We start from the raw sequence: 21567 nt of genomic DNA, 5'->3' as shown, positions 1-21567 counted from the left end.
TCGGTCAGTGTGTCCAGTCAATTAGTCTTGCTTCGGACCCCAACCGTCTACGGATTGCATCCGCCATCTGTGAGAAGTGCGGGCAGGGAAACCCCATCGGGGTGCCTTTGCCTATGCACGATGCAAGAACAACCGCTTCCGCGCCCCGGTCCACAAGCATTTTGGCCCTGGCGACCGCCCTCTTTCCCGGACACCCGCCACAGGACACGAACCCCATGATCTCCACCGGCCCGGTCTCCTCGAACGCCTTTTGACCTCCGGCCGCAACCGTGAAGTCCATCGTTCCGGGGCAAATATCCTCTGTTTGCTGGCACCGGATTATTTCCACCTTCATCTTGCAACCTCCTTGCCTGTTCTTTGCAAACTAGCGCTATTTCAAGTTTTTTTGATGCGCATGAGCGTACTTTGGCTTCGTGTTAAAAAAACTTTTAGTCCGCAGCCGGTTGGGTTGAGCGTAGGTGACGGGGTGAAAAAGCCAGAATGATTCGCAGTTTTGCGAAAAACCTCTTCTCCTACTCGCCGGTTTGCGAAAAGTTCAGTAACTCACCGAAATAACTTAATAAAATAATATTGCCCCGCCGGTTTCAAGTTGACGGGGCTTTTTTAATATTTCGCCAAAATGCGAAACAGCAGTTTTTCAGCCCTTGCACACGACAAGGCATAAGTATCTGTAAATAAAGGATAATAAATTATTAAATGGCGTTTTAAAACCGTGGCACGGCTCTTGTAATACTCCTATAGCGAAAGCGAATGCGCTTGGGAGGAATGAAATTGGCCACGGCGAACTCTTCTACAACCAGCGAAGCAAAAACGGCGAAAGGGGCGGTGTGCCGCTTCTTCGGCCGCGAGGGGTGGTGCGACGTCGGCGGTCCCGATTCTTCGGTTCACGACGTAGAGACGATGGTCCGCTTCTGCAACGGCCGCCACCAGAACTGCTCCCGCTACACGATGCTCGCGGAGAAGTGGAGCGGCATGGCTCCTTCTCCCAAAGAACCCGCAAGAATTTCCCCCCGTCCCACCCTGCGCGGCGCGGCCTCCTCCGAGGTCGCCAGAGGCGTGCTCCAGCACGAGCTTAGAACCCCCCTTACGGCGATTATGTCTTCCGCCGAGATACTGGCCGCCCACCCCGACAGGGATTCGGCCACCCGGCAGAAGTTCGTCAACATCATCCTTGAGGAATCCCGCAGGCTTAAAAAGACGGTTGAAGCGCTTTTCGACGGTTTGGAAGCGGGCGTCGAACCCGAAGAGGTGAAGGCGCCCCTGGAATTTGAGAGAAAAGAAGTCAAACAGGAATATCAAACCAAAGGGAGAGAGAAGATGAGTAAAATCAGCAAGGGCTGGACAGTCGCGCTGGCCGGCACAGGCATAAACCTGGCGCTGGGAATCCTTTACGCCTGGTCGATCTTCAAGGGAGCGATCAAGGCCTCCATCGAAAAGGGCGGAGAGTTCAACTGGGATCTCGCCTCCATCAACGACCCTTACGCCGTCTGCTGTCTGGTCTTCGCCGTAGCGATGATTATCGCGGGCAGGGTTCAGGATCGCTTCGGGCCGCGCCTCACCGCCCTCGTCGGCGGTCTTCTGGTCGGAGCAGGTTTTATTCTCGTCTCTACAACGACCAGCTACTGGATGTGGGTTCTCGGCTTCGGCGGCCTCGCGGGAATGGGCATCGGCTTCGGCTACTGCGCCGCCACCCCGCCCGCCCTCAAGTGGTTTCCCCCGGCGAAAACCGGCGTCATCGCGGGCATAGTGGTCAGCGGTTTCGGCCTCGCCTCCGTCTACATCGCGCCCCTTTCCAACTATCTGCTGAATCACTACGGCGTCCAGAAATCCATGCTTATCTACGGCATCGCCTTCACCGCCGTGGTAAGCGCGCTCTCCATGCTGCTGGTCAACCCCCCCAAGGGTTACGTGCCGGAAGGCTCGATGAGCAACGCTAACGCCGCCGCCACCAAGAAGGCCGCCGCCACCGTGGACGCGACTCCTTCCCAGATTATCCGCACAGTGCCCTTCTACACCCTCTGGACCGCTTTCTTCGTCGGTTCCGGCGCGGGGCTCATGGTTATCGGCTCGATCTCCGGCATGGCGAAAGCCTCCATGGGCGAAATGGCCTTCCTGGCCGTCGCGCTTATGGCGATAGGCAATGCCGCCGGCAGAATCATCGCCGGAATGGTTTCCGACAAGATCGGCAGGGCCAACACCCTTTTTATAATGCTCTCCGTACAGGCAGCCCTTATGTTCGTAGCAATCCCCGTGGTCAGCTCCAAGTCCCCCAGCGCCATCATGCTGGTGCTTCTGGCCTCCGCCATCGGCTTTAACTACGGCACCAACCTGAGCCTCTTCCCCTCTTTCGCGAAGGACCTCTGGGGCCTCAAGAATTTCGGCATCAACTACGGCGCTCTCTTCACCGCGTGGGGCATCGGCGGCTTCGTGATGGGCAGGGTCAGCGAGATGCTGAAGGCCACCACCGGCTCTTTTGACCTCGGCTTCATCACCGCAGGCGTTCTCCTGATGGTGGGCGCCGCCCTGACTCTCACGCTTCGCGACAAGAAGGTCAAGGCCGTCTCCGTCGAAGAAGCGGAACGTGTGGCGAAAGCGGCTTAAATTTGATTTATTAGAGGAAGCCCCCGGGTTACCCGTGGGAGGAGTAAGAGGCCCCGCTGTTAAAAGCGGGGCCTCTTATTTTGTTTGCAAACTTCGTCTTTTCTCCGATTGACTTCGTCAGGCTCGAAAAACGTCCTCGAAATACAAACCGGTATTCCTCCGGTCATTTTTCTCGCCTTCCTCGTTCTCGAAGAAAATACTGTGTTTGCGTTAATCTTGTTCTTGTTCGCTTTTGAGGGCTTCGTGGGCGGCGCGAAGAAGCTGTGCCTCGGCCTTTGTGAAGACCTTTTCGATGATGAAATCCTGCACCTCGAAGAGAGTGCTTCTGCTCTTCATGTCGCCGACGAAGCACTTGAGCATGTCGCGGTCGTAGCGAGTCCAGGCTTTCTCGTAGAGGAGGGGGTTTTCGGCGCTGAGGACCGCCCGGAGGGAGCCCACGCGAATTATCTCCATCGGGAAGAGGGCGCAGGAGAAGGGTTTGTTCTCGTGGATGCCGCAGACGCCGAAGTTGAAGGCGTGGCAGCGCATCTCTACCTTGCAGCAGAGGTTCCGGCCGAGGAGAGGTCTGCATCTGTCGGGGTCGCAGGACCAGGGGCGCAGAAGGTCGGGGTCGAAATAGAGACCGCCGCGGAGTTTTTTTAGCGTCGAGAGGAAGGCGAGTATCTCTTCGCCCTCTTTGATGTCGTAATAGTAGTCTTCCACTTCCCAGGCCATTCCGCCGTCAGTTTCCGGTTTTAAAGAGCAGGGAGAGGTCGGAGGCGGGGGCGGAGTGGGTGAGCGCGCCCGCAGAGATGATGTCCACGCCGGTTTCGGCCACCTCACGAAGTCTTGGCAGGCTCATTCCCCCCGAAGCCTCGACCAGAGCCTTTCCCTTCGCGATTGCAACCGCCTCCGCCATCGTCGGAAGGTCCATGTTGTCCAGCAGCACCGCGTCGGCCCCTGCAAAAAGCGCTTCGCGCAGCTCGTCCAGGTTCGTCACCTCGACTTCGATTTTGAGGAGGTGGTGAGCGCTTTGCCGGGCTGATTTTACTGCGTTGGTTATGGAGCCGGAGGCGCGGATGTGGTTTTCCTTGATGAGCACCCCGTCGAAGAGGCCGAACCTGTGATTTACCCCTCCGCCGACCCTCACCGCGTACTTTTCGAGGGCGCGAAACCCCGGAGTAGTCTTTCTGGTGTCCGCGAGTTTTGCGCCGGTTCCCTCCAGTTCTTTAACCCACTTCGAGGTCATGGTCGCAATGCCGCAGAGGCGCTGGAGGAGGTTCAGCGCGACCCGTTCTCCGGTGAGGAGTATTCGCGCGGGCCCTTCGGCTTCGAGAATCGTCTCGCCGCTCAGTACCTCGTCGCCGTCTTTTTTATGAAGGGTGAAGGTCACGCCGCAAGGGTCAAGAAGCTCGAAGACCCGTGTGAATCCGCGAAGCCCAGCGAGGCGAAGGTCTTCCTTCGCGACCAGAAAAGCGGTCGCGCGCGTCTTCTCCGGCACGGTCGAAAGCGTTGTAACGTCGCCGGGGCCGATGTCCTCTGTAAGGGCTGCCCGAATAACCCGGTCGGCTTCCTGAAAAGGAAATCCCATCACTCTCCCCGTATGCGCCTCAGGTTGGCGCAGAGCTTGGCGATGTTCTCGCTTAGCTCGGCGGCCCTGCCGCGCTCCTTGGCGACTACCTCCTCGGGCGCTTTATCGACGAAGCTGGGATTCGAGAGCTTTCCTTCGACCTTGGCGAGGTCGGCTCCGAGTTTGTCGATCTCCTTGCAAAGCCGCTTTTCCTCCTCGGCGAGGTCCACGAGGCCCGCGAGCGGCACGAAGATCTCGAACCCGGCGGCGACGGCGGCGGCGCACTGTTTGGGCTTTTGCGCTCCCGGAGGTATGAAGCCGATTTTCCCGGAGGAGGCAAGGGCCAGCAGTATCTCCAGCTCGTTTTCCAGAAGCACGGTCAGGGAGGACTCTCCCTGAATAATAACCTCGATCTTTTTAGAGGGAGGGACGTTCATCTCGCCGCGTATGTTCCTGACGGCGCTGACCACCTCCTTCACCATCTCGATGCGCTCCATCGCCTTCGGGTCAACCTTCATGCCGCCGGGTTTGGGGAAGGCGGCTATGACCAGGCTCTCCTCGCGGACGCCCATGTATGAGGGCCAGGGGAGCTTCTGCCAGAGTTCCTCGCTGAGGAAGGGCATGAAGGGGTGGAGGAGGCGCATGGTTCCGTCGAAGACGCGGATAAGGGTCTGCTGGGCTCCGAGTTTTCCCTCCGGGTTGTCCTTCGAGTAGAGGGGGCGTTTCGCCATCTCCACGTACCAGTCGCAAAGCTCGTTCCAGAGGAATTTGTAGACCTCGCTCGCGGCCTCGTTGAAGTAGTAATTGTCGAGGGCCTCGCGCACCCTGGCGGCGGCCTCGTCGAAGCGCCCCAGTATCCACCTGTCGGAGGAGGAAAGCTTCTCGAAGGGAACCTCGGCGGCTTTGGGGTCGAAATCTTCCAGGTTCATGAAGATGAAGCGCGCGGCGTTCCATATCTTGTTGGCGAAGCGGTAGTAGCCCTCGAAGCGGCCCTTCGAGAGGCGTATGTCGCGGCCCTGCGCCGCAAAGGCGACGAGGGTGAAGCGAAGCACGTCCGCGCCGAATTCGTCGATGAGCTCGATGGGGTCGAGGGAGTTCCCCAGAGACTTCGACATCTTGCGCCCCTGCTCGTCCCGGAGGAGGGCGTGGAGGTAGACGTCGCGGAAGGGGACCTCCTTGCGGAACCAGATGCCCATCATCATCATTCTGGCGACCCAGAAGAAGAGGATGTCGAAACCGGTGACCAGAAGGCTCGTCGGGTAGAATTTTTTGAGGGTATCGGTCTCTTCGGGCCACCCCATCGTCGAGAAGGGCCAGAGGGCGGAGCTGAACCAGGTGTCGAGAACGTCGTGCTCCTGCTCAAGTCCCTTGTGGCCGCATTTGGGGCAGGTGTCTATGTCCGTGCGGGAGACCGTCATCTCCTTGCATTCGGGGCAGACGAAAGCCGGTATCCTGTGGCCCCACCAGATCTGCCGGGAGATGCACCAGTCCCTTATGTTCTCCATCCAGTGGTAATAGGTCTTCTTCCAGTGGTCGGGGATGATGCGGGTATCGCCGTTTTGGACGGCTTCCACGGCCTTTTGGGCGAGGGGGGCGACCTTGACGAACCACTGCTCGGAGATGAGGGGCTCTATGACGGTGCGGCAGCGGTAGCAGCAGCCGACGGCGTTCTGATGTTCCTGCGTGGAGACGAGGACTTCGTCGATGGTCAGGGCTGCGACGAGGCGCTCGCGGCACTCGTAACGGTCCATCCCCGCGTAGGGGCCCGCCTCGGCGGTCATGAAGCCGTCTTCGCCTATCACCCTGATGAATTCGAGGTTGTGGCGGTGTCCGCAGCTAAAGTCGTTAGGGTCGTGGGCCGGTGTGACCTTGACCGCGCCGGAACCGAAAGCGGGGTCTACGAAGGAATCGGCAATGATGGGGATGCGCCGCCCGATTACGGGCAGGATCACGTACTTGCCCACGAGCGCTTTGTAACGTTCGTCGTCGGGGTGTACGGCCACGGCGGTGTCGCCCAGCATCGTCTCGGGGCGCGTGGTTGCTACGACTACGAAGCCCGAGCCGTCTTCGAGGGGATATTTGAGATTCCAGAGGTTCCCCTTCGTCTCCTCGTGATCCACCTCGTCGTCGGCCAGCGCGGTCTTGCAGCGGGGGCACCAGTTGATGATGTAGCTGCCCTTGTAGATCAGCCCCTCCTCGTAGAGGGTACAGAAGACCTCGCGGACGGCGCGGGAAAGCCCCTCGTCCATGGTGAAGCGCTCGCGGTCCCAGTCGCAGGAGGCACCGAGGCGCTTGAGCTGCTTTACGATGGTGCCGCCGTAATCGCCGCGCCATTCCCAGACGCGCTCGATGAACTTCTCGCGGCCGAGGTCTTCCCTGGTCTTTCCCTCCTCGCGGAGCCTCCGCTCCACCACATTCTGTGTGGCGATACCGGCGTGGTCGGTGCCGGGCATCCAGAGAGCCTCGAAGCCGTCCATGCGCTTGTAGCGGGTCATCACGTCCTGAAGGGTATTGTTAAGCGCGTGGCCCATGTGGAGAATGCCGGTGACGTTGGGAGGGGGTATCACTATCGAGAAGGGCGGCTTTGCGCTCTTTTCATCGGCGTGAAAATACTTCTTCTCCAGCCACCGCGCGTACCACTTTTCTTCAAAGTCGCGGGGGGAGTAGGTTCCTTCGATCTTGCCCGGGTTAGACATGTCAAATCCTCTGATTAAAACAAAAAGACGCCGGGGAACGGCCCGCCGGTGCGCTCAATGCGCCCATGCAGGCAGGCCTGTACCCGAGGCGTTATTCAGGGCTTGTCCGTAAATAAAACCTTCGTTCTCGCATCCGGCTTTTGGCCCGCTTTTGCCGCTCATCAATCGCAAAACCTCGACGTAGAACAACTACGCCTGCGGTTTTGATCAATCTTCGCGACAAAATCGAACTCAAAATCCGGCGCGATTTCCGAAAGGCCTATTTACGGACAAGCCCTTAAAACCGCTCTGAATTTACTTCAAGGCAGCGCAAAACGCACAGGTAATCCGTTTTTTTGCCGTTACTTCCCGGAGGCGCCGCCCATAGACTCCTCGACGGCTTTTTCCACCGCTTTTCTGATAATCTCCGCCAGCTCGCCGGAATTCAGTGAGGAGGCGACCCCGGAATCGGCGATCGACTTCGAGGCGGCTTCGGCGGCGAGGGCGGCCGCTTTTTTCCAGGGCTGGGCGGCTGCCCCGTCCGTTTCCTGCGTGCCGCTGACAGCTTCCACCGGTTCAAAGGAGAACCCGCCTCTCACGTCCAGAGAGGGGGTGAATTCCTCAAGCTCGCCGAGAACCCCGTCCAGTTCGTCGAAATCGAGCTCATGGGTGTCCGTCGGATGACCGTCTCCCGCTACGGCCAATTCCGGCTCTTTGGCCGGAACCGGAAAGAGTTCCTCAACGGGCAGGGTAAGTTCCTCCTCGGCGGTTTCAAAATCGAAATCCTCGACGAGAACCGCGGACGGTCCTGAAAGGACCTCAACCGGGACCTTCACCTCGGTTTCGGCGGCGGCGAAGTCGAAGGTCTGCTCCGAAAGAGGCTTCTCTTGTGCAACCGAGGCCGCCTCAGCCAGCAGAGATTCGGCGATACCGGAAGGCTCTCCGGAAAGCTCCTCTTCCACGGAGGAGAATTCAAATTCCTCAAGAGCGGGAGGCGCCGTAGCGGGCGGTTCCTCCACGGCGGCGGTTTCAGCCGCTCCCTCCGACAGCTCCTCCTCGATCGAGGCGAAGTCGAAGAAGTCGCTGGCTGCCTGTTTTTGTTCCCCGGCGGCCTTTGCTTCTTCGGCAACTTCCTCTTCCTCGAAGAACTCTTCCGCAAGTTCTTCTTCGGCGGGCGCTTCTGCGGCGAGAATCTCTTCGGCAAGAGCTTCCCCGGCGGATATTTCCTCTTCCCCGGCTGGCGTCTCCACGGCTAGGGCGGCCAGGGGCGGCTCAAGCTCTATTTCGCCGAAGGAGGGTTCTCCCGAGTCCAGAGACTCGATTCCCGCCGCCTCGGCCCCTGCGTAAAGCGTCGCCTCAGCGGGGGATTCAAGCTCGAAGGGTTCTTCGGGCTCCTCCGAGATGGAAACGAACCTCTCCGCCTCTTCTTCCGGTGATTCCAGGGCAACCTGTTCTTCGGCAACTCCGGTTTCAGCGGCTTTTTCTTCCTCCGGCTCCTCCGTATCCGGACCCTTGAAGTAGGATTCCAGTTCGAGCCGGACTTCAGGAGATAAAACGGCGGGAAGCATCTCGACGTCTTCCTCGATGACCTCCGCTTCTTCCGCAGAGGGAGGCGCGGGTTCCCCTGTTTCGGGAGCTGCCTCAACGGCCGTAGTTTCAAGGAGATATTCGAGTTCCCCGGAGGGGGCTTCTTCCTCGATGTTATCAACCTGCTCCGCAAACTCTTCGGCTCCGGCCTCTTCGGCGGGCCGGGCGATCAGAAGGGGAGCAACTTCCTTTTCCTCCGGAGCTTCTTCCGCGACGGCTTCCCCGGCTACTGCCTGAAGTTCCTCCACCGGTTCCGCGAGGGCAAGCTCCTCTTCCTCCCCGACGAAAAGTTCTTCCTTCACGGGTTCGGCGGCAGCCTCGGGCTGGGGCGAGGGCTTCGGGGTTCCGAAGGAGGCTTCGAGATGGGAGTCGAGAAGTTCCAGCGCCCTGGCTTCGTCAAAACTCTCTTCTCCGGCCGCGCCCTCTTCTCTTTTTCCGGCGGCGGGGTACATCTCCTGAAATATCTTTTCGAGATCCCCAATGGAGGGGGCTTCTTCTTCGAGGCGGATTTCGCTTTCAAGGGAAACGGGCTCGGGCTCGGGAGTTTTCGCTTCCGGCGCGGGCTCCTCCTCTTTCGCTTCCTCTGGGGGCGGCGCGGAACTCACTGCCTCGAATTCCTCGAATTCAAAGGACTCCTCAAGGCCCTCCGACAGGTCGGTCTCCATATCGGATTCCTCCGCCGGAGTCGGCGCGGGGGCGCTTGAGGGAGCAATCACGGCAAGGGGCCGGGGTTCTGCCGGAGCAGCCGTTTCGACCGGTTCGCCGAGTTCCAACTCTTCGACGCCGCCCTCTTCAAGGGAGCTTTCGTCGATTTTTCCGAAGAAGGACTTGAGCTCACCCGTGGAGGCGGCTTTTTCGCGGACTGCCGGTTCGGCGGCTGCAACAGCCGCGGCGGCGGTTGCGGCTGCGGCAGCGGGGGCAACTTCCTCAGCCGCCGGGGCTGCTTTCGCGAGACCGAATTTCGGGGGAGAGGAAGGCTGTTTTTTCACGTCTAGACGGTACGCTTCGAGGCCGGGCTCGAACTCTTTCGCCGTGACTATCCAGGCTTCCTCAAGCCGGAGCACCGGTTCGGAGGAAGCGGAGGCCGGTTTTTTTATCACCCAGGTTTCGGGCTCGGAGAGATGCACGGGCAGCGGCGGAGCGGGTTTGGCGGCGGGAGCAGAGGGTTCGACGCTCTTTTTCTCTGCCGGGGGCGCTTCGGTCCTGGGCTCGGAGGGTCTCGCCTCGCCTTCGAGTTTGAGGACTTTTTTCTCAACCGGGGCGACCGGCCTGTCCTGCATGATGGAGTCGAAGGCCTGATCGAAATTTTCCACCTGTAAGCCCATGTCCTCGCGCCGGGTCTCGATTTTGGTGATAAGTATGGACAAGGCGGAAGCCGAGAGAGGGGTGGGGGTCAGATAGGTGTGCGGCCCGAAGTGGGATTTAGCTCCGAGGAGAATAATCGGCAGCGCCGAGCCGTTTCTTTGTGCGCGGATATCCTTCACGATGGTGGCTTCGTCCATCCCCTCGACGACGTTCGGGCAAAGCATCGCGTCCGGGGCTATCGCTATCACCAACTCGCGGGCCTCATCGAAAGTCTTTGCCGTAGAGGTCTCCCAACCGGCGGACTTCAGCGCGACCGAGGCGATTGACGAAAACTTTGCCTCGGGGTCAAGGACGAGAAGGCGTTTGGCCATCGTTACACTCCTGTGCCAGTGATTTAACGCAGTCGCCCAAAAGGGCCGTTACTGCCGCCGGATACGGTTAAGCTCCTAAATTACAACACTTTCCAGGGCTTTGGCATGAAAATCGACTCGTACAGGGTCAGCGCGAACCTGTCGGTCATTCCAGCTATGAAATCCGTGATGCGCTTCTCTGGCGGCGCATCGTATTTTGCGTAATCGGGCAAGGACTCGGGGTTTTCCCGGTAATAGCCGTAAAGCTCTTCGAGAAGCTTTATCGCCTTGACAAAATCCTTGTGGACCTCGGGATTATCGTACACCCGATCATAAAGGAAAGCGCGAAATTCCACCAGAATATCGTTCATCTCCCCGGTAATCGAGATGCAGTCGTAATCATTGCCGATTGTGGTTCCGATTACGTCGGTCACTATCGACGAGATGCGCGAGCCGTGGGTGTCCCCGAGGCGCGTCCGGACCCTTTCAGGTACCTCTGTTGATTTTACCACTCCGGCGCGAAGAGCGTCGTCAAGATCGTGATTCAGATAGGCGGCGAGGTCCGCGACGCGGACTACCTGGGATTCCAGGGTTCCGAATCGCTCCATTATTTCCCCCTTGCCCTTGGAGTGGCCCGCTATCCCCTCCCTGACCTCCTTCGTCAGGTTCAGTCCCTTGCCGTCGCGTTCGAGCAGGTCCACGACGCGAAGGGATTGCTTCGCGTGGTGAAAGCCGCTCGGGCTGAGCCTGTTCAGCACGCTCTCTCCGGCGTGGCCGAAGGGGGTGTGGCCCAGATCGTGGCCGAGGGCTACCGCCTCGGTGAGATTTTCGTTCAGCCCCAGTGCGCTCGCTATGGTTCTGGCTATCTGGCTGACTTCGAGGGTGTGGGTCAGACGGGTGCGGTAGTGATCCCCGGCGGGGGCGAGGAAGACCTGGGTTTTCTGGCTGAGCCGCCTGAAGGATTTGGAATGCAGTATCCGGTCGCGGTCAACCTGCCAGGCGAGACGGATGGCGCAAGGCTCCTCCTCGCGCCGCCTCCCGGCGGTGCCCAGCGAACGCGCCGCTCTCCTGTGGAGCTTTATTTCCTCTTCGGCTTCAAGCCGTTCTCTTATTGTACCCGGCATGAAAACGCAACTTACATGATTTCGCTCGCTTTTTCCAGCATTATGGCTTTAGGGGGAAGGCGGAGCGTGGTATTCTCGCAAAAGCCGCTCAAAACCCGTAAACGAAGTCTCAAAAGGAGTGTCAGACTTGAATCTCAAGGTCGTTACAACCGACGCGGGCGGCACCGGAATGGACCCCGACGTCCTCGTCATCGCGGCCACCCCGGACGAGCTTTCCTGGGCCGGCGACTTGCCCCCCTTTTGCGAAACCCGGCTGGGGAGGCTTGTGGTGGACTTTTGCGTCACCGGCCCCGGCCAGGTCAACACCGCCTACGCTCTGGGGCGGGTTCTGTCCGGGCTGACGCCGCGCCTCATCCTCTCGGTCGGAATAGGGGGGGCGTACCCCTCCAGCGGCCTTTTCCCCGGCGACATCGCCGTCGCCACCACCGAGGTGGATGCGGACTGGGGGGTCGAGCCGATACCCCCGGAGATTCAGCCGAGGCCGATTCTGGTGCCGAGGGTGCGGCTGCCGGGCGCGAACCTTAATTTCTTTATCCCCCTTTCCAAAAGCCACGCAAGGTCGCTGCTCCTGAGTTCCTGCGAATTCTGCAACGCCGCCGAAGGCCCCTTCGTAACCTCCTCCACCGTCACCGCTACGGAAAAAAGGGCGCGCCTGATGGAGGAGCTTTACGGGGCCATCTGCGAAAACATGGAGGGCTATGCCGCCGCGCAGGTGGCGATGGAGGAGGGGATACCCTTCGCCGAAATCAGGGGCATCTCCAACATGGCGGGGCCGCGCGACCTTTCGGCGTGGAAGCTGAAAGAAGCGATAAAGGCTGCGGGAAGGGGGGCGAAGGGGTTTCTCGTCAAGCTGGAGGCGGAGCGCAGATGAAAAGGGTCCGTTTCGGCTTCTCACCCTGTCCGAACGACACCGTGCAGTTCTTTGCCCTTGTCCACGGTCTCATCGACACCGGGGAGATAGTTTTCGAGCCGGTTCTGGAGGACGTGGAGACACTCAACCGTATGTCCCTTTCGGGCGAGCTTCCCATGACCAAGGCCAGCTACGCCGTACTCGGCAAGGTTTTGCCGGATTACTGGTGCCTACGCTCCGGCGGCGCTCTCGGAAGAGGCTGCGGCCCGCTGTGGGTGTCGAAGGGGGAGAAGACGGCGGCGGAACTTGCCGCCCTCCCCATCGCCCATCCCGGCGAGAACACCACCGCGCACCTCCTCCTTTCCCTGCGCCTCGGCGGGCGTTTCACCGGCGTCCCGATGGTCTTTTGCGAGATTATGGAGGCGATAGAGCGGGGCGAAGTCGCCTCGGGCGTGATAATCCACGAAGGGCGCTTCACCTACGAGGGCAGGGGACTCACAGCGGTAGAAGACCTCGGCGAGTGGTGGGAGCGCACGACCGGAGCGCCGATACCCCTCGGGGCGATACTCCTGCGGCGCGATTCGGGTCTCGACCCTCTCCACGTCGAAGAACTGCTCAGAAAGTCCCTCGACTACGGCAGGAGCCACCCCAAAGAGGTCGCAGAATACGTCCGCGAAAACGCGCAGGAGCTTGACGACGAGGTGACCGCCCGCCATATCGCGCTTTACGTCAACGAATTTTCAAGGGACCTCGGGGAAGAGGGGGAAAAGGCCGTTCTCGAACTGCTGTCCAGGCAGAGGAAGCTGGGGTTGATACGGGAATGGGAGGGGGAGGTTTTCGCGCTTAAAGCTGAACCCCCGCCAGCTTCAAAGTTTCGTAGGATGCGTTAGCGAAGCGTAACGCATCCTACATTTAAACTCCGGCCAGCTTCATTCCACCCCAGACGAAAAATATCGAACCGAAGATGAAGAGCACCGCTCCCATCGTCCCGGCGAGTATCCTGTAGCGTTTGTCGGTAAGCACGCTCCGGCCGTGGTGGACGAGGGCGGAGACGAAGGCGTACCAGGCGAGGTCGCCGAGGATGTGGCCGGTGAAGAAAGTAACCGGGGCAAGCGCTCCGGCCCCGGAGGCGAGAGTCATCCCGGAAAGCCCGGCGGTGGCCCACCATACGATGAAGTAGGGGTTCGTGACCGAGGTGACCATTCCTGCCTTGAAGGGGCTCTGGCTTTCTCCCTCTCCGTCGGCGAAGGAGAGGGTCAGGCGGGGAAGCTCGCGAAAGCCGCCTATGGCCATGGAGACCAGCGCGGCCCCTCCCACTACACCCACGGTCCCTATGAAGTATCTCTCCTGAAAGAACTTTCCCAGACCGGCGAAGATGGCGATTACGACCAGTATCTCCACCAGACCGTGGCCCGCCGTTACCAGCGGCCCGGCCCAGAAGCCGCGCCTCGCCGATTCGCGAATCGTCACCGCGAGCGTGGGCCCCGGCATCATCGCCCCCGAGAGGGCGAGGACGAAGGAGCTGGCGAAAACGAGCGATAGGGAATTCTGGGGAGTCATTTTATAAAGCTACCACACCTGCGATTGACACGGCCACTTTTTGGGTTTTATATCAGGTTCTTCAATTTACAAAATACCGGAGTGAAAAAATGGCCCTTTTGACGGGAACGATACGGATACGGCGCTACGAGGTTTCAGGCGCCCTGCCCGGAGATTTGCGCAACGACTTTTACGAGAAGATTAAAAACCACGGTTTCGAGGATTTCACGGATAACGACCCCCGCGAGGAAGCGGTGGGCTGGGTCGCTGTAGACGACATCTTCCTTAGCGGGCCGACCCCCGACCGCTGGCTGATAGGGGATACCATCAACCTTTCCATGCGCATAGACGTAAGGCGCATCCCCGGAGTCATCTTCAAGCGCGAGTGCGAGCTTCTGGAGAAGTCGATAAAGGAGCGCGAGGGGCGCGAAAAGCTCTCCCGCCACGAGCGGCAGGAGGTGAAGGACATCGTCAAGCAGAAGCTATCCGCCCGCGCCCTGCCGACCATCAGGTCGATCGAGATGAGCTGGGATCTGGGGAAAGGCGAGGTCTACCTCTTCGCCTGCTCCGAAAACGTCTCGGGAACCTTCCAGACCCTCTTCGAGAAGACCTTCAACGTAAAGCTCCGTCCCCTCTTCCCCTACGCTCTGGCCCTTCGCGCCACCGGCGACGAAAAGAGTCTGGCCGGGGTAATCTCTTCACAATTCGCCCCTTCGAGGTAAGCTATGGACGTACTTAAAGCAATAGAGGAAAAGGCCTTCTGGGGCCACGAGTTTCTTACCTGGCTCTGGTTTCGGGCGGAGACGGAGGAAAAGGGGCTGAGCGTCGAGGGGATCGGCGAGATATCGCTCTGGGTTGACGATATGCTGGTGCTCGAATCCCTCGAATCCGAGTCGAAGGAAAACATCCTGCGCTCCGGCGACGTTTCCCAGTCCGCCGAAGCCGCCGCAGGGCTTTCGGTGGGCAAGAAGGTCACCAGCGCCCGCTTCGGCCTCCGGAAGGGGGATTTCGAGTGGTCTTTCACCCTCAGCGGGGCGACCTTCGACGTGAAGGGGATGAAGATTCCCGCCGTACTCCCCGACGAGGAGGATGACCCGGTGGAGGGTACGATTCTCGTGCGCCTTGGCCACATCCGCGAGTGCCTGGACGTCATAGACGGACTTTACGCCGAATACGCGAAAATGCGCGTCGGCGGCGGCTGGGAGAAGACGGAGCTGCCCGCGATGACCCTGTGGATTTCGCGGAAAGAGGGCAGGTAAGAAGTACCTTGTTGAGGAAGGGAGGCGTTTGGAGTGAAGGAATTTATCGTGCAGATTCCATACTCGCTGCTGATACCGCTGGCTATTTTCGCGGCCCTGGCTCCCTTTTTCCCGGAGCCGCATCTGGTCGAAAAGACCAGAATGCTCTTCTCCGGCACTTTGAAAAGGCCTCTGGACATCTTCGACCTCGTCTTCCATCTGACTCCAACGGTAGTTCTGGCCGCCAAATTCTTTCTTGAAAGGTGACGAAAGGGCAGGGGCGTGAACTTCGACGAAATACGAAAACTTGCCTCCGGCTACCAGCCCGCGAAGCTGCTTCTCACGGCGGTAAAGGTGGGGCTCTTCGAGACGCTTTCGGAGGGGCAAAAGAGCGCGGGGGAGATATCCTCCGCTTTGGGGCTCGACTCGCGGGCGACCGAAATCTCCGCGAACGCTCTTGTCGCCCTCGGCTTTATTGAGAAAGAGGGCGAGCTTTACAAAAATTCTGAAAGCTCGGCGCGATTTTTCGTGAAACGTTCTCCCGACTACAAAGGGGCGATTATGAACCACATAAACGCCGGGTGGCAGGACTGGGCGGACCTTGAAAAAACCTGGCGCTCCGGCAGCGCCAAATGTTTGCGAAAAGAAGACGTGCTGCCCTCGGACGAAGAGGCGCTAAGCGATTTCATCCTCGGCATGGAGAACATAACGAGGGAGATAGCCCCGAAAATCGCCGCGCTGCTGCCTCTTCCGGACAAAAAGGCGGTGCTCGACCTCGGCGGCGGCCCCGGAAACTACGCGCTGGCTTTCGCGGCGCGGGCTCCCGGCGCGAAGGTCTTTCACTTCGACCTTTCCAGAACCTCGAAGGTCGCCAGAAAATTCGTCGAAGGAAAACCCGGCGCCGAGCGGGTAAATTTCATAGAGGGCGATTTCGGCAAGGACGGCCTCGGCGGCCCTTACGACCTCATCTTCGCCAGCCAGGTTCTTCACATGCTGGGCGAGGCGGAGGTGGAAAAGGTGATAACCCTCTGCGCCGGGGCGCTCTCAAGCGGGGGAGTTCTGGCGGTTCACGAGCACTTTCTCGACGACGGCAAGACCTCGCCTCTTTCCTCGGCGCTCTTCGGGGTCCACATGCTCGCGGCGACATGCTCCGGCAGGAGCTACAGTTTCGCCGAACTGGAAAATTGCATGAAGGTTGCGGGGCTTGTTCCTACGGAGAGGATAACCATTCCCGGCTCCCCGAGCAGGCTGCTTTTAGCAACGAAATAGCTGATATAAAGACACAAAAAAGCCCGTCGTTGACGGGCTTTTTTAATTTACTTAAAGCTTTTCAGCAGCTGCAGCTTCCGCAGGTATCGGCCGCTGATTTGATACTGAAGCCCTTGCGGAAGGGGCCGCTCAGGTAATCGACCTTTACTCCGCCGGTCTGCTTGAGAAGCTCTTTGTCGGCGGCTACCGAGAAACCGCTGTACTTTACGATCTCGTCGTTTTCCTTTGGCTCGTCCAGAGCCATGCCCCAAGAGGGGCCTCCTCAGCCAACTCCGGCCTGATAGAGCCTTACCGTGAGATTCTCTCCCTGGCCCTCGATGGCCTTGAGGAGCATCTCTTCAGCTTTTTGAGTGATTTCGATCATTACTTAATCCTCTTGCGTTGAAGGTAGAGCCAATAATTAAAAGATGAGTTTCACAGTAAAAGGTTACCGTAAAAATATCCCGATCCTACCGATTTTCAACAAAAAACTGTTTAGCGTCATTTGTCCGGCCGATTCTACCACTCGCTTCCCATTTTTTCCATCGTGCAGACCTTGTTTCTGCCCGAGGTTTTCGCCCGGTAGAGGGCTTTGTCGGCGTATTCGATGAACTGCTCGATGGTGAAGTCGTCGTCACTGGTCTTTTCGGAGACGCCGAAGGAGGCCGTTACCTTGACGGTTTTCCCTTCCACGTCGGTCGGAAATTCTTTTTCCTCCATTTTCTCCCTGAGCCTCTCCGCGGAGTTTCTTGCCCCCTCGATGCCGGTCTGCGGAAGGACGACGAGAAATTCCTCTCCTCCGTAGCGAACCACGAGGTCGGTTCCGCGGGCGCACTCAAGCAGCCGTTTCGCCGCCTCTTTCAGCACTGCGTCGCCCGCCCGGTGGCCGTGAAGGTCGTTGATCTTCTTGAAAAAGTCGAGGTCCATCATCACGATGCTTATCGGGGTCTTGTAGCGGGTCTGCATGGCCAGCTGGTACTTCATGAAGGAGGTCATCCTGGAGCGGTTGTAAAGCCCGGTGAGCGTGTCGCGGGTCGCCAGTTCCTGAAGACTTTTTCTGGAGACGTCGAGCTTTTTGTCGATTCTTCTGAGGTAGGCGCTGAAGATGAGGGTAAGCGCGGTTCCGCCGAAGGCGAAGATTCCCAGCATGGTATAAAAGTACCGGCGAAGGGCGGCCCATTCCTCCGAGATGTCGGTCAGGACCATTATCTCCCCAAGCGGTTCTTCCCGTTTGTCTTTGATTACGCTGACGACGGTGAGATATTTTTTGTCTCCGATCCGTAACTCGAAATCCTGTTCCGAATACTCCTCCGGCGGAGAGTATAATTTCGGCAATTCGCCGGGGAGATCGTTTACGGAAGCGGCCATGACGACCCGGTTCGCGAAATAGTCGTAGGGGTAGGTTCTTGAAAAGAGTTTTGAACCCGCTTCGTAACTCTCCTTTGTCACCGAGGTTTTCTTCGACAGAACCAGAGTGATTCCCTTATGGTGCGCCGGATCCGGTTTGACGATCTGGTCGAGGTCTTCTCCGCCTTCGATGTAACCAACCGTATTGCCGTCGATGACCCACGGAAGGACCACCCTGAGCGTCAGTGTCCCCAGAGGCCCCGGTTCCGACCCGCTAGACGTTTCACCCGTTTTCTGCGCATCCAGGAATGAATATCTTTCAATCTTGTCCCCGTAGAGAGAGGGATTGTGAACCCGGAGGTAACAGACGCCGTCCGGTTCGATGAAATAAAAGTGCGTCAGCCTCAGCGGAACCCTGACAACTTCCTGTATCTCCCGGCCCCGCTCCAGAAGGCGCTGCCGGTCGCGCGAAAGCCACGCCTCGCGAAGTTCGCAATCGTCTTTTATGACCTTTAAAAAGGCGGTGATGCCCGCGGTGCTTTTCTCGGCGTAGAAGCGGTAGAGGTTGGCGCGGTTGATGGCGGCCTCTTCGGCTTCGTGATAGATCATTTTGCGATAAACCATGGACCCGGAAGTTATCGGGAAGACCGAGAGGACGGCGAGGGTAATCGTAACCGGGAGCAAAACCCGTAGTCTGATCATCTGCGCTCCGCGTGGAAGGGGGACAACCAAAGACTATTATAAATTACGTGTTTGGCAAACCGCGACGGCCCTGCGTATCCTAAAAATCAGGTACTCTCCTTAACCTGCTTTTCCATTGCGCAAACCCTGTTTCTGCCGGAAGTTTTCGCCCGGTAGAGAGCCTTGTCGGCATGTTCGATGAGCTGCTCGATGGTGAAATCGTCGTCTTTGGTTTTCTCGGAGACGCCGAAGGAGGCCGTTACCTTGAGGGTTTTTCCTTCAACGTCGGTCGGGAACTCCTTGCTCTCTATCTTCCTCCTTGCCCGCTCGGCGAGACTCAAGGCTCCCTCCATGCCGGTCTGGGGCAGCACGAAGAGAAATTCCTCTCCGCCGTGGCGAGACACCAGATCGGTTTCGCGAGCGATCTCTGTCAGCCTTTTAGCGGTCTCACTTAGCACCGCGTCGCCGGCCTGATGGCCGTGAAGGTCGTTGACTTTTTTGAAAAAGTCGAGGTCCAGCATCACTACGCTTATGGGGGCGTTGTCTCTTGTCTGCATCGCGAACTGGTGCTTCATGAAATCGACCATCTTTGCCCGGTTGTAAAGCCCCGTAAGCGGGTCGTGAACGGCCATATCCTCAAGGGCCTTTTGCGACGCTTCCAGTTTTTTGTCGATACGCCTGAGATAAACGCTGAAAAGTATCGTCAGCAAACCCCCGCCCAGGGTGTAGCCGACAACCAGTATCTTGAGGAGATTGAACATGTCCCGTTCTTCGGATGTAACGTTCCGGAGGACAGCGAACTCTCCGACTTTCGATTGAAAAAAGCCTTTTATGGGGGAGGAGGCCACGTAAAACTTTTCGTCACCGATGGTAATCCTGTGCTCGTGGGGCTTGTCCTCCCCCGGGTGGTTGAAACAGGTCTTCAGTTTTTCCGGAAGCACCTTCAGCGTCGAGGCGGCCACGAGAAGGTTCGGAAAGAAATCGTATGGGCGGGAATGGCCGAAGACTTTCATCCCCCGTTCCCACCTCTCCCTCGTTACGTTGCCCTTTTCCACCACTATCAGCGTCTCGGCCTTGTTGTCGTCGTCGACGGGCCGAATGACCTCGCTGATGTCGTCCCCGGCCTCGATGTATCCGGCGATTTTTCCGTCTATTACCCAGGGAAGGACGACCCTCAGGGTCAGGGAGCCCAGAGAGCCCGTCTCGATGCCGCTGGTCGTCTTGCCCGTCTTTTCCGCCTGGAGGAGGGAGATTCTGTCCACGATATCACCGTGGCGCGGCGGATCGTAGACGCGGAGAAAATTCCGCCGCTCCGGGTCGTGAAAGTAAAAGTGGGTGATTTTAAAGTTATATTTGACTTTGTCTTCGAGCAGGAGGGAGCGTTTCAGAAGGAGGTCCCTGTCCTTTGCCAGCCAGGCTTTCTGTAGCTCCGGATCGTCTTTGATTACATCCAGAAAACCCGTCAGGGCGACTTTTCTGCCATCGACGTAGACGTCGAAAACCCGGGTGTAGAACGTGGCCAGTTCCCGGGCGTCGTGATATATCCATCTGCGGTGAACCATGTAACCCGCGGCTGCGGTGATAAAAGCAAGGATCGTTAGTACAACCGCAACTGGAGCCAGAACTCTCAGTCTGATCATCTGCGCCTCCACGGAGGAAGGATGATGAGCAGAATATTATTATTATTTATTCAATCCGCAAATAATCCCCAAAAAACAGTGGAATTCCGTCAGGTCATCCTTTTTCGCGTGACGGTGTCCCTAAGCCATGCCGCGTTGTCTTTTTCCGGATGATCTATGTTGAAGTGGAGCCCCCGGCTCTCCTTCCGCTCTCTCGCGCAATGGATCATGAGTCTGGCGACAAGCGCCAGGTTGCGAAGCTCGATAAGATTCCCCGTAACGCGAAAGTGCTTGTAGTAGTCGTCAATCTCCTCCATCAGAAGGTCGATACGCTTCTTGGCCCTCTCAAGCCTCTTGTCCGAGCGGACGATGCCGACGTAGTTCCACATGAATCTGCGTATCTCGTCCCAGTTCTGGGTAATGACGACCTCCTCGTCGCTGTCGGAGGTCCCGCTGTAGTCCCAGGGGTCGGGCGCGGGTATCCTCATGCCGCCGTTGGACTTGACCCTCGCTATGGCGTCCTCCACGGCTGTCTTCGAGAAGACGACCGCTTCGAGGAGGCTGTTGGAGGCGAGGCGGTTGGCCCCGTGAAGGCCGGTGCAGGCGACCTCGCCGATGGCGTAGAGGCCGTCGAGCGTGGTTTTGCCCGTAAGGCCGGTCATTATTCCGCCGCACAGGTAGTGGGCGGCGGGGACGACGGGGATGGGGTCTTTCGTTATGTCTATGTCGAATTCCAGGCACTTCGCGTAGATGGCCGGAAAGCGCTGGCGTATGAAGCCGGGGTCGAGAAAGGTGATGTCCAGAAAGGCGCAGTCGCTGCCGGTGCGCTTTATCTCGGCGTCGATGGCGCGGGCGACGATGTCCCTCGGGGCGAGGCTCGCCATCTTGTGGTAGCGCTCCATGAAGGTGGAGCCATCGGCGAGTTTCAGTATCCCTCCCTCTCCGCGCACCGCTTCGCTGATGAGGAAGTTCTTCGCGTAGGGGTGGTAGAGGCAGGTGGGGTGAAACTGCATGAACTCCATGTTGCCGACCTCGGCCCCGGCGCGGTAAGCCATTGCGACGCCGTCGCCGGTGGCGATGTCGGGGTTTGAGGTGTAGAGATAGACCTTGCCCGCTCCGCCTGTCGCCAGCACGGTGGCGCGGGCGGTGAAGGGCTCTATCTCTCCGCCGGTGTGCAGTATGTATGCCCCGAAGCAGAAGGGTTCCCCTTCCGGAGGGCGGCGGACGAGAAGGTCCACGGCGTAGTGGTTGTCGAAAAAATGTATGTTCGGACTGTGTTTGGCGGAATCGATGAGAGCCCGCTCGACCTCTTTGCCGGTAGAGTCTTTGGCGTGAAGGATTCTCCTCCTCGTGTGGCCGCCTTCGCGGCCTAGGTCGAATTCGGCGGGGTTTAGCTCGCTTCTTGAAAAGTTGACCCCCCACTTCAAAAGTCTTTCGATCGCCGCGGGGCCGTGCTCGACCACGAAGCGGACCACCTCCTCGTGGCAGAGCCCGTCACCGGCGTTGAGGGTGTCGGAAACGTGGCTCTCGAAGGAGTCCTCCTCGTTGAAGACGGCGGCGATGCCCCCCTGTGCGTAGTTGGTGGAGGATTCGACGCGGTCTTTTTTCGTAATAATCGCCACAGTGCCGTGTTCGGCGGCTTCAAGCGCGAAGGAAAGGCCGGCTATGCCGCTTCCGATGACGATAAAATCGAAACTTTTCATTCGCTTTCCGGTTTAGTGAAGGATTTTCGGGGAGTTCAAGAGGTTGTTGAAACGTCGCAGCCGTTTTTCAACAGGCTCCTGGAGGCTTTTATCGCTCCTTTTGACCCGCCTGTCAAGGCCGCCGGGGTTTGACTGCGCGAAAAATCTTTTG

At 58.7% G+C, this 21567-nt stretch carries 18 protein-coding genes; 7 read left to right on the top strand and 11 right to left on the bottom strand.

Annotation, left to right across the window (positions count from 1 at the left end; translation table 11 throughout):
• Window positions 1-4: 4 nt before the first annotated feature.
• Window positions 5-334 (bottom strand): CGGC domain-containing protein, encoded by a 330-nt coding sequence (locus EPN96_12245; GenBank protein TAL15741.1) that lies wholly within the window; start codon window positions 332-334, stop codon window positions 5-7.
• Window positions 335-750: 416 nt separating this feature from the next.
• Here EPN96_12245 and EPN96_12240 point away from each other — a divergent pair, with 416 nt between their 5' ends.
• Window positions 751-2601, top strand: coding sequence for an MFS transporter (locus tag EPN96_12240; GenBank protein ID TAL15740.1), 1851 nt, complete (start codon window positions 751-753; stop codon window positions 2599-2601).
• A gap of 210 nt (window positions 2602-2811) precedes the next feature.
• On the opposite strand, the gene EPN96_12235 is transcribed toward EPN96_12240, so the two are convergent.
• The 5 genes from EPN96_12235 to EPN96_12215 form a co-directional block, all read right to left on the bottom strand.
• On the bottom strand, window positions 2812-3315 hold the full coding sequence (locus EPN96_12235; GenBank protein ID TAL15739.1) for a hypothetical protein: 504 nt from the start codon (window positions 3313-3315) through the stop codon (window positions 2812-2814).
• Window positions 3316-3322: 7 nt separating this feature from the next.
• Window positions 3323-4171 carry a carboxylating nicotinate-nucleotide diphosphorylase gene (nadC, locus tag EPN96_12230; protein TAL15738.1) on the bottom strand — a complete coding sequence of 283 codons (849 nt, stop codon included), beginning with the start codon at window positions 4169-4171 and terminating at the stop codon, window positions 3323-3325.
• On the bottom strand, window positions 4171-6846 hold the full coding sequence (locus EPN96_12225) for a valine--tRNA ligase (GenBank protein ID TAL15737.1): 2676 nt from the start codon (window positions 6844-6846) through the stop codon (window positions 4171-4173). Before EPN96_12225 ends, nadC begins: the two co-directional genes overlap by 1 nt.
• Window positions 6847-7187: 341 nt before the next feature.
• Complete coding sequence (locus tag EPN96_12220; protein TAL15736.1) at window positions 7188-10088, bottom strand: hypothetical protein; 2901 nt, start codon at window positions 10086-10088, stop codon at window positions 7188-7190.
• 80 nt (window positions 10089-10168) lie between these two features.
• On the bottom strand, window positions 10169-11191 hold the full coding sequence (locus tag EPN96_12215; GenBank protein ID TAL15735.1) for a deoxyguanosinetriphosphate triphosphohydrolase: 1023 nt from the start codon (window positions 11189-11191) through the stop codon (window positions 10169-10171).
• A gap of 127 nt (window positions 11192-11318) precedes the next feature.
• Here EPN96_12215 and mqnB point away from each other — a divergent pair, with 127 nt between their 5' ends.
• Both mqnB and EPN96_12205 read left to right on the top strand, forming a co-directional pair.
• Window positions 11319-12062, top strand: a complete 744-nt coding sequence (gene mqnB / locus EPN96_12210) for a futalosine hydrolase (GenBank protein ID TAL15734.1) — start codon at window positions 11319-11321, stop codon at window positions 12060-12062.
• Window positions 12059-12931, top strand: a complete 873-nt coding sequence (locus EPN96_12205; protein TAL15733.1) for a 1,4-dihydroxy-6-naphthoate synthase — start codon at window positions 12059-12061, stop codon at window positions 12929-12931. Before mqnB ends, EPN96_12205 begins: the two co-directional genes overlap by 4 nt.
• A gap of 22 nt (window positions 12932-12953) precedes the next feature.
• Here the strand turns inward: EPN96_12205 and EPN96_12200 are convergent, their stop codons facing one another.
• The gene (locus tag EPN96_12200; protein ID TAL15732.1) at window positions 12954-13601 is read right to left on the bottom strand and encodes a lysine transporter LysE; all 648 of its coding nucleotides are present in this window, start codon (window positions 13599-13601) and stop codon (window positions 12954-12956) included.
• A gap of 89 nt (window positions 13602-13690) precedes the next feature.
• On the opposite strand from EPN96_12200, the gene EPN96_12195 reads away from it, so the two are divergent.
• Genes EPN96_12195 through EPN96_12180 form a run of 4 tightly spaced genes read left to right on the top strand, consistent with a single transcriptional unit; the run spans window position 13691 to window position 16087 of the window.
• Entirely contained in the window at window positions 13691-14302 is a 612-nt protein-coding gene (locus tag EPN96_12195; protein TAL15731.1) for a hypothetical protein, read from the top strand.
• Window positions 14303-14305: 3 nt separating this feature from the next.
• On the top strand, window positions 14306-14839 hold the full coding sequence (locus tag EPN96_12190; GenBank protein ID TAL15730.1) for a hypothetical protein: 534 nt from the start codon (window positions 14306-14308) through the stop codon (window positions 14837-14839).
• Window positions 14840-14872: 33 nt separating this feature from the next.
• Window positions 14873-15085 (top strand): hypothetical protein, encoded by a 213-nt coding sequence (locus EPN96_12185; protein ID TAL15729.1) that lies wholly within the window; start codon window positions 14873-14875, stop codon window positions 15083-15085.
• Between the two features lie 15 nt (window positions 15086-15100).
• The gene (locus EPN96_12180) at window positions 15101-16087 is read left to right on the top strand and encodes a methyltransferase domain-containing protein (protein ID TAL15728.1); all 987 of its coding nucleotides are present in this window, start codon (window positions 15101-15103) and stop codon (window positions 16085-16087) included.
• Between the two features lie 61 nt (window positions 16088-16148).
• Here EPN96_12180 and EPN96_12175 read toward each other — a convergent pair whose 3' ends face one another.
• From EPN96_12175 to EPN96_12160, 4 genes are all read right to left on the bottom strand, one after another.
• Window positions 16149-16331, bottom strand: coding sequence for a hypothetical protein (locus EPN96_12175; GenBank protein TAL15727.1), 183 nt, complete (start codon window positions 16329-16331; stop codon window positions 16149-16151).
• Between the two features lie 254 nt (window positions 16332-16585).
• Entirely contained in the window at window positions 16586-18115 is a 1530-nt protein-coding gene (locus EPN96_12170) for a diguanylate cyclase (GenBank protein ID TAL15726.1), read from the bottom strand.
• 86 nt (window positions 18116-18201) lie between these two features.
• Entirely contained in the window at window positions 18202-19734 is a 1533-nt protein-coding gene (locus EPN96_12165) for a diguanylate cyclase (protein ID TAL15725.1), read from the bottom strand.
• An 89-nt stretch (window positions 19735-19823) separates the two neighbouring features.
• Window positions 19824-21416 carry an L-aspartate oxidase gene (locus EPN96_12160; protein ID TAL15724.1) on the bottom strand — a complete coding sequence of 531 codons (1593 nt, stop codon included), beginning with the start codon at window positions 21414-21416 and terminating at the stop codon, window positions 19824-19826.
• Between the last annotated feature and the right edge of the window lie 151 nt (window positions 21417-21567).

Source organism: bacterium (assembly GCA_004322275.1).
Lineage (GTDB): Bacteria > Desulfobacterota > Deferrisomatia > Deferrisomatales > BM512 > SCTA01.
The sequence above is the reverse complement of the archived record's forward strand: the minus strand, read 5'-3'. Positions and strand labels throughout refer to the sequence as shown.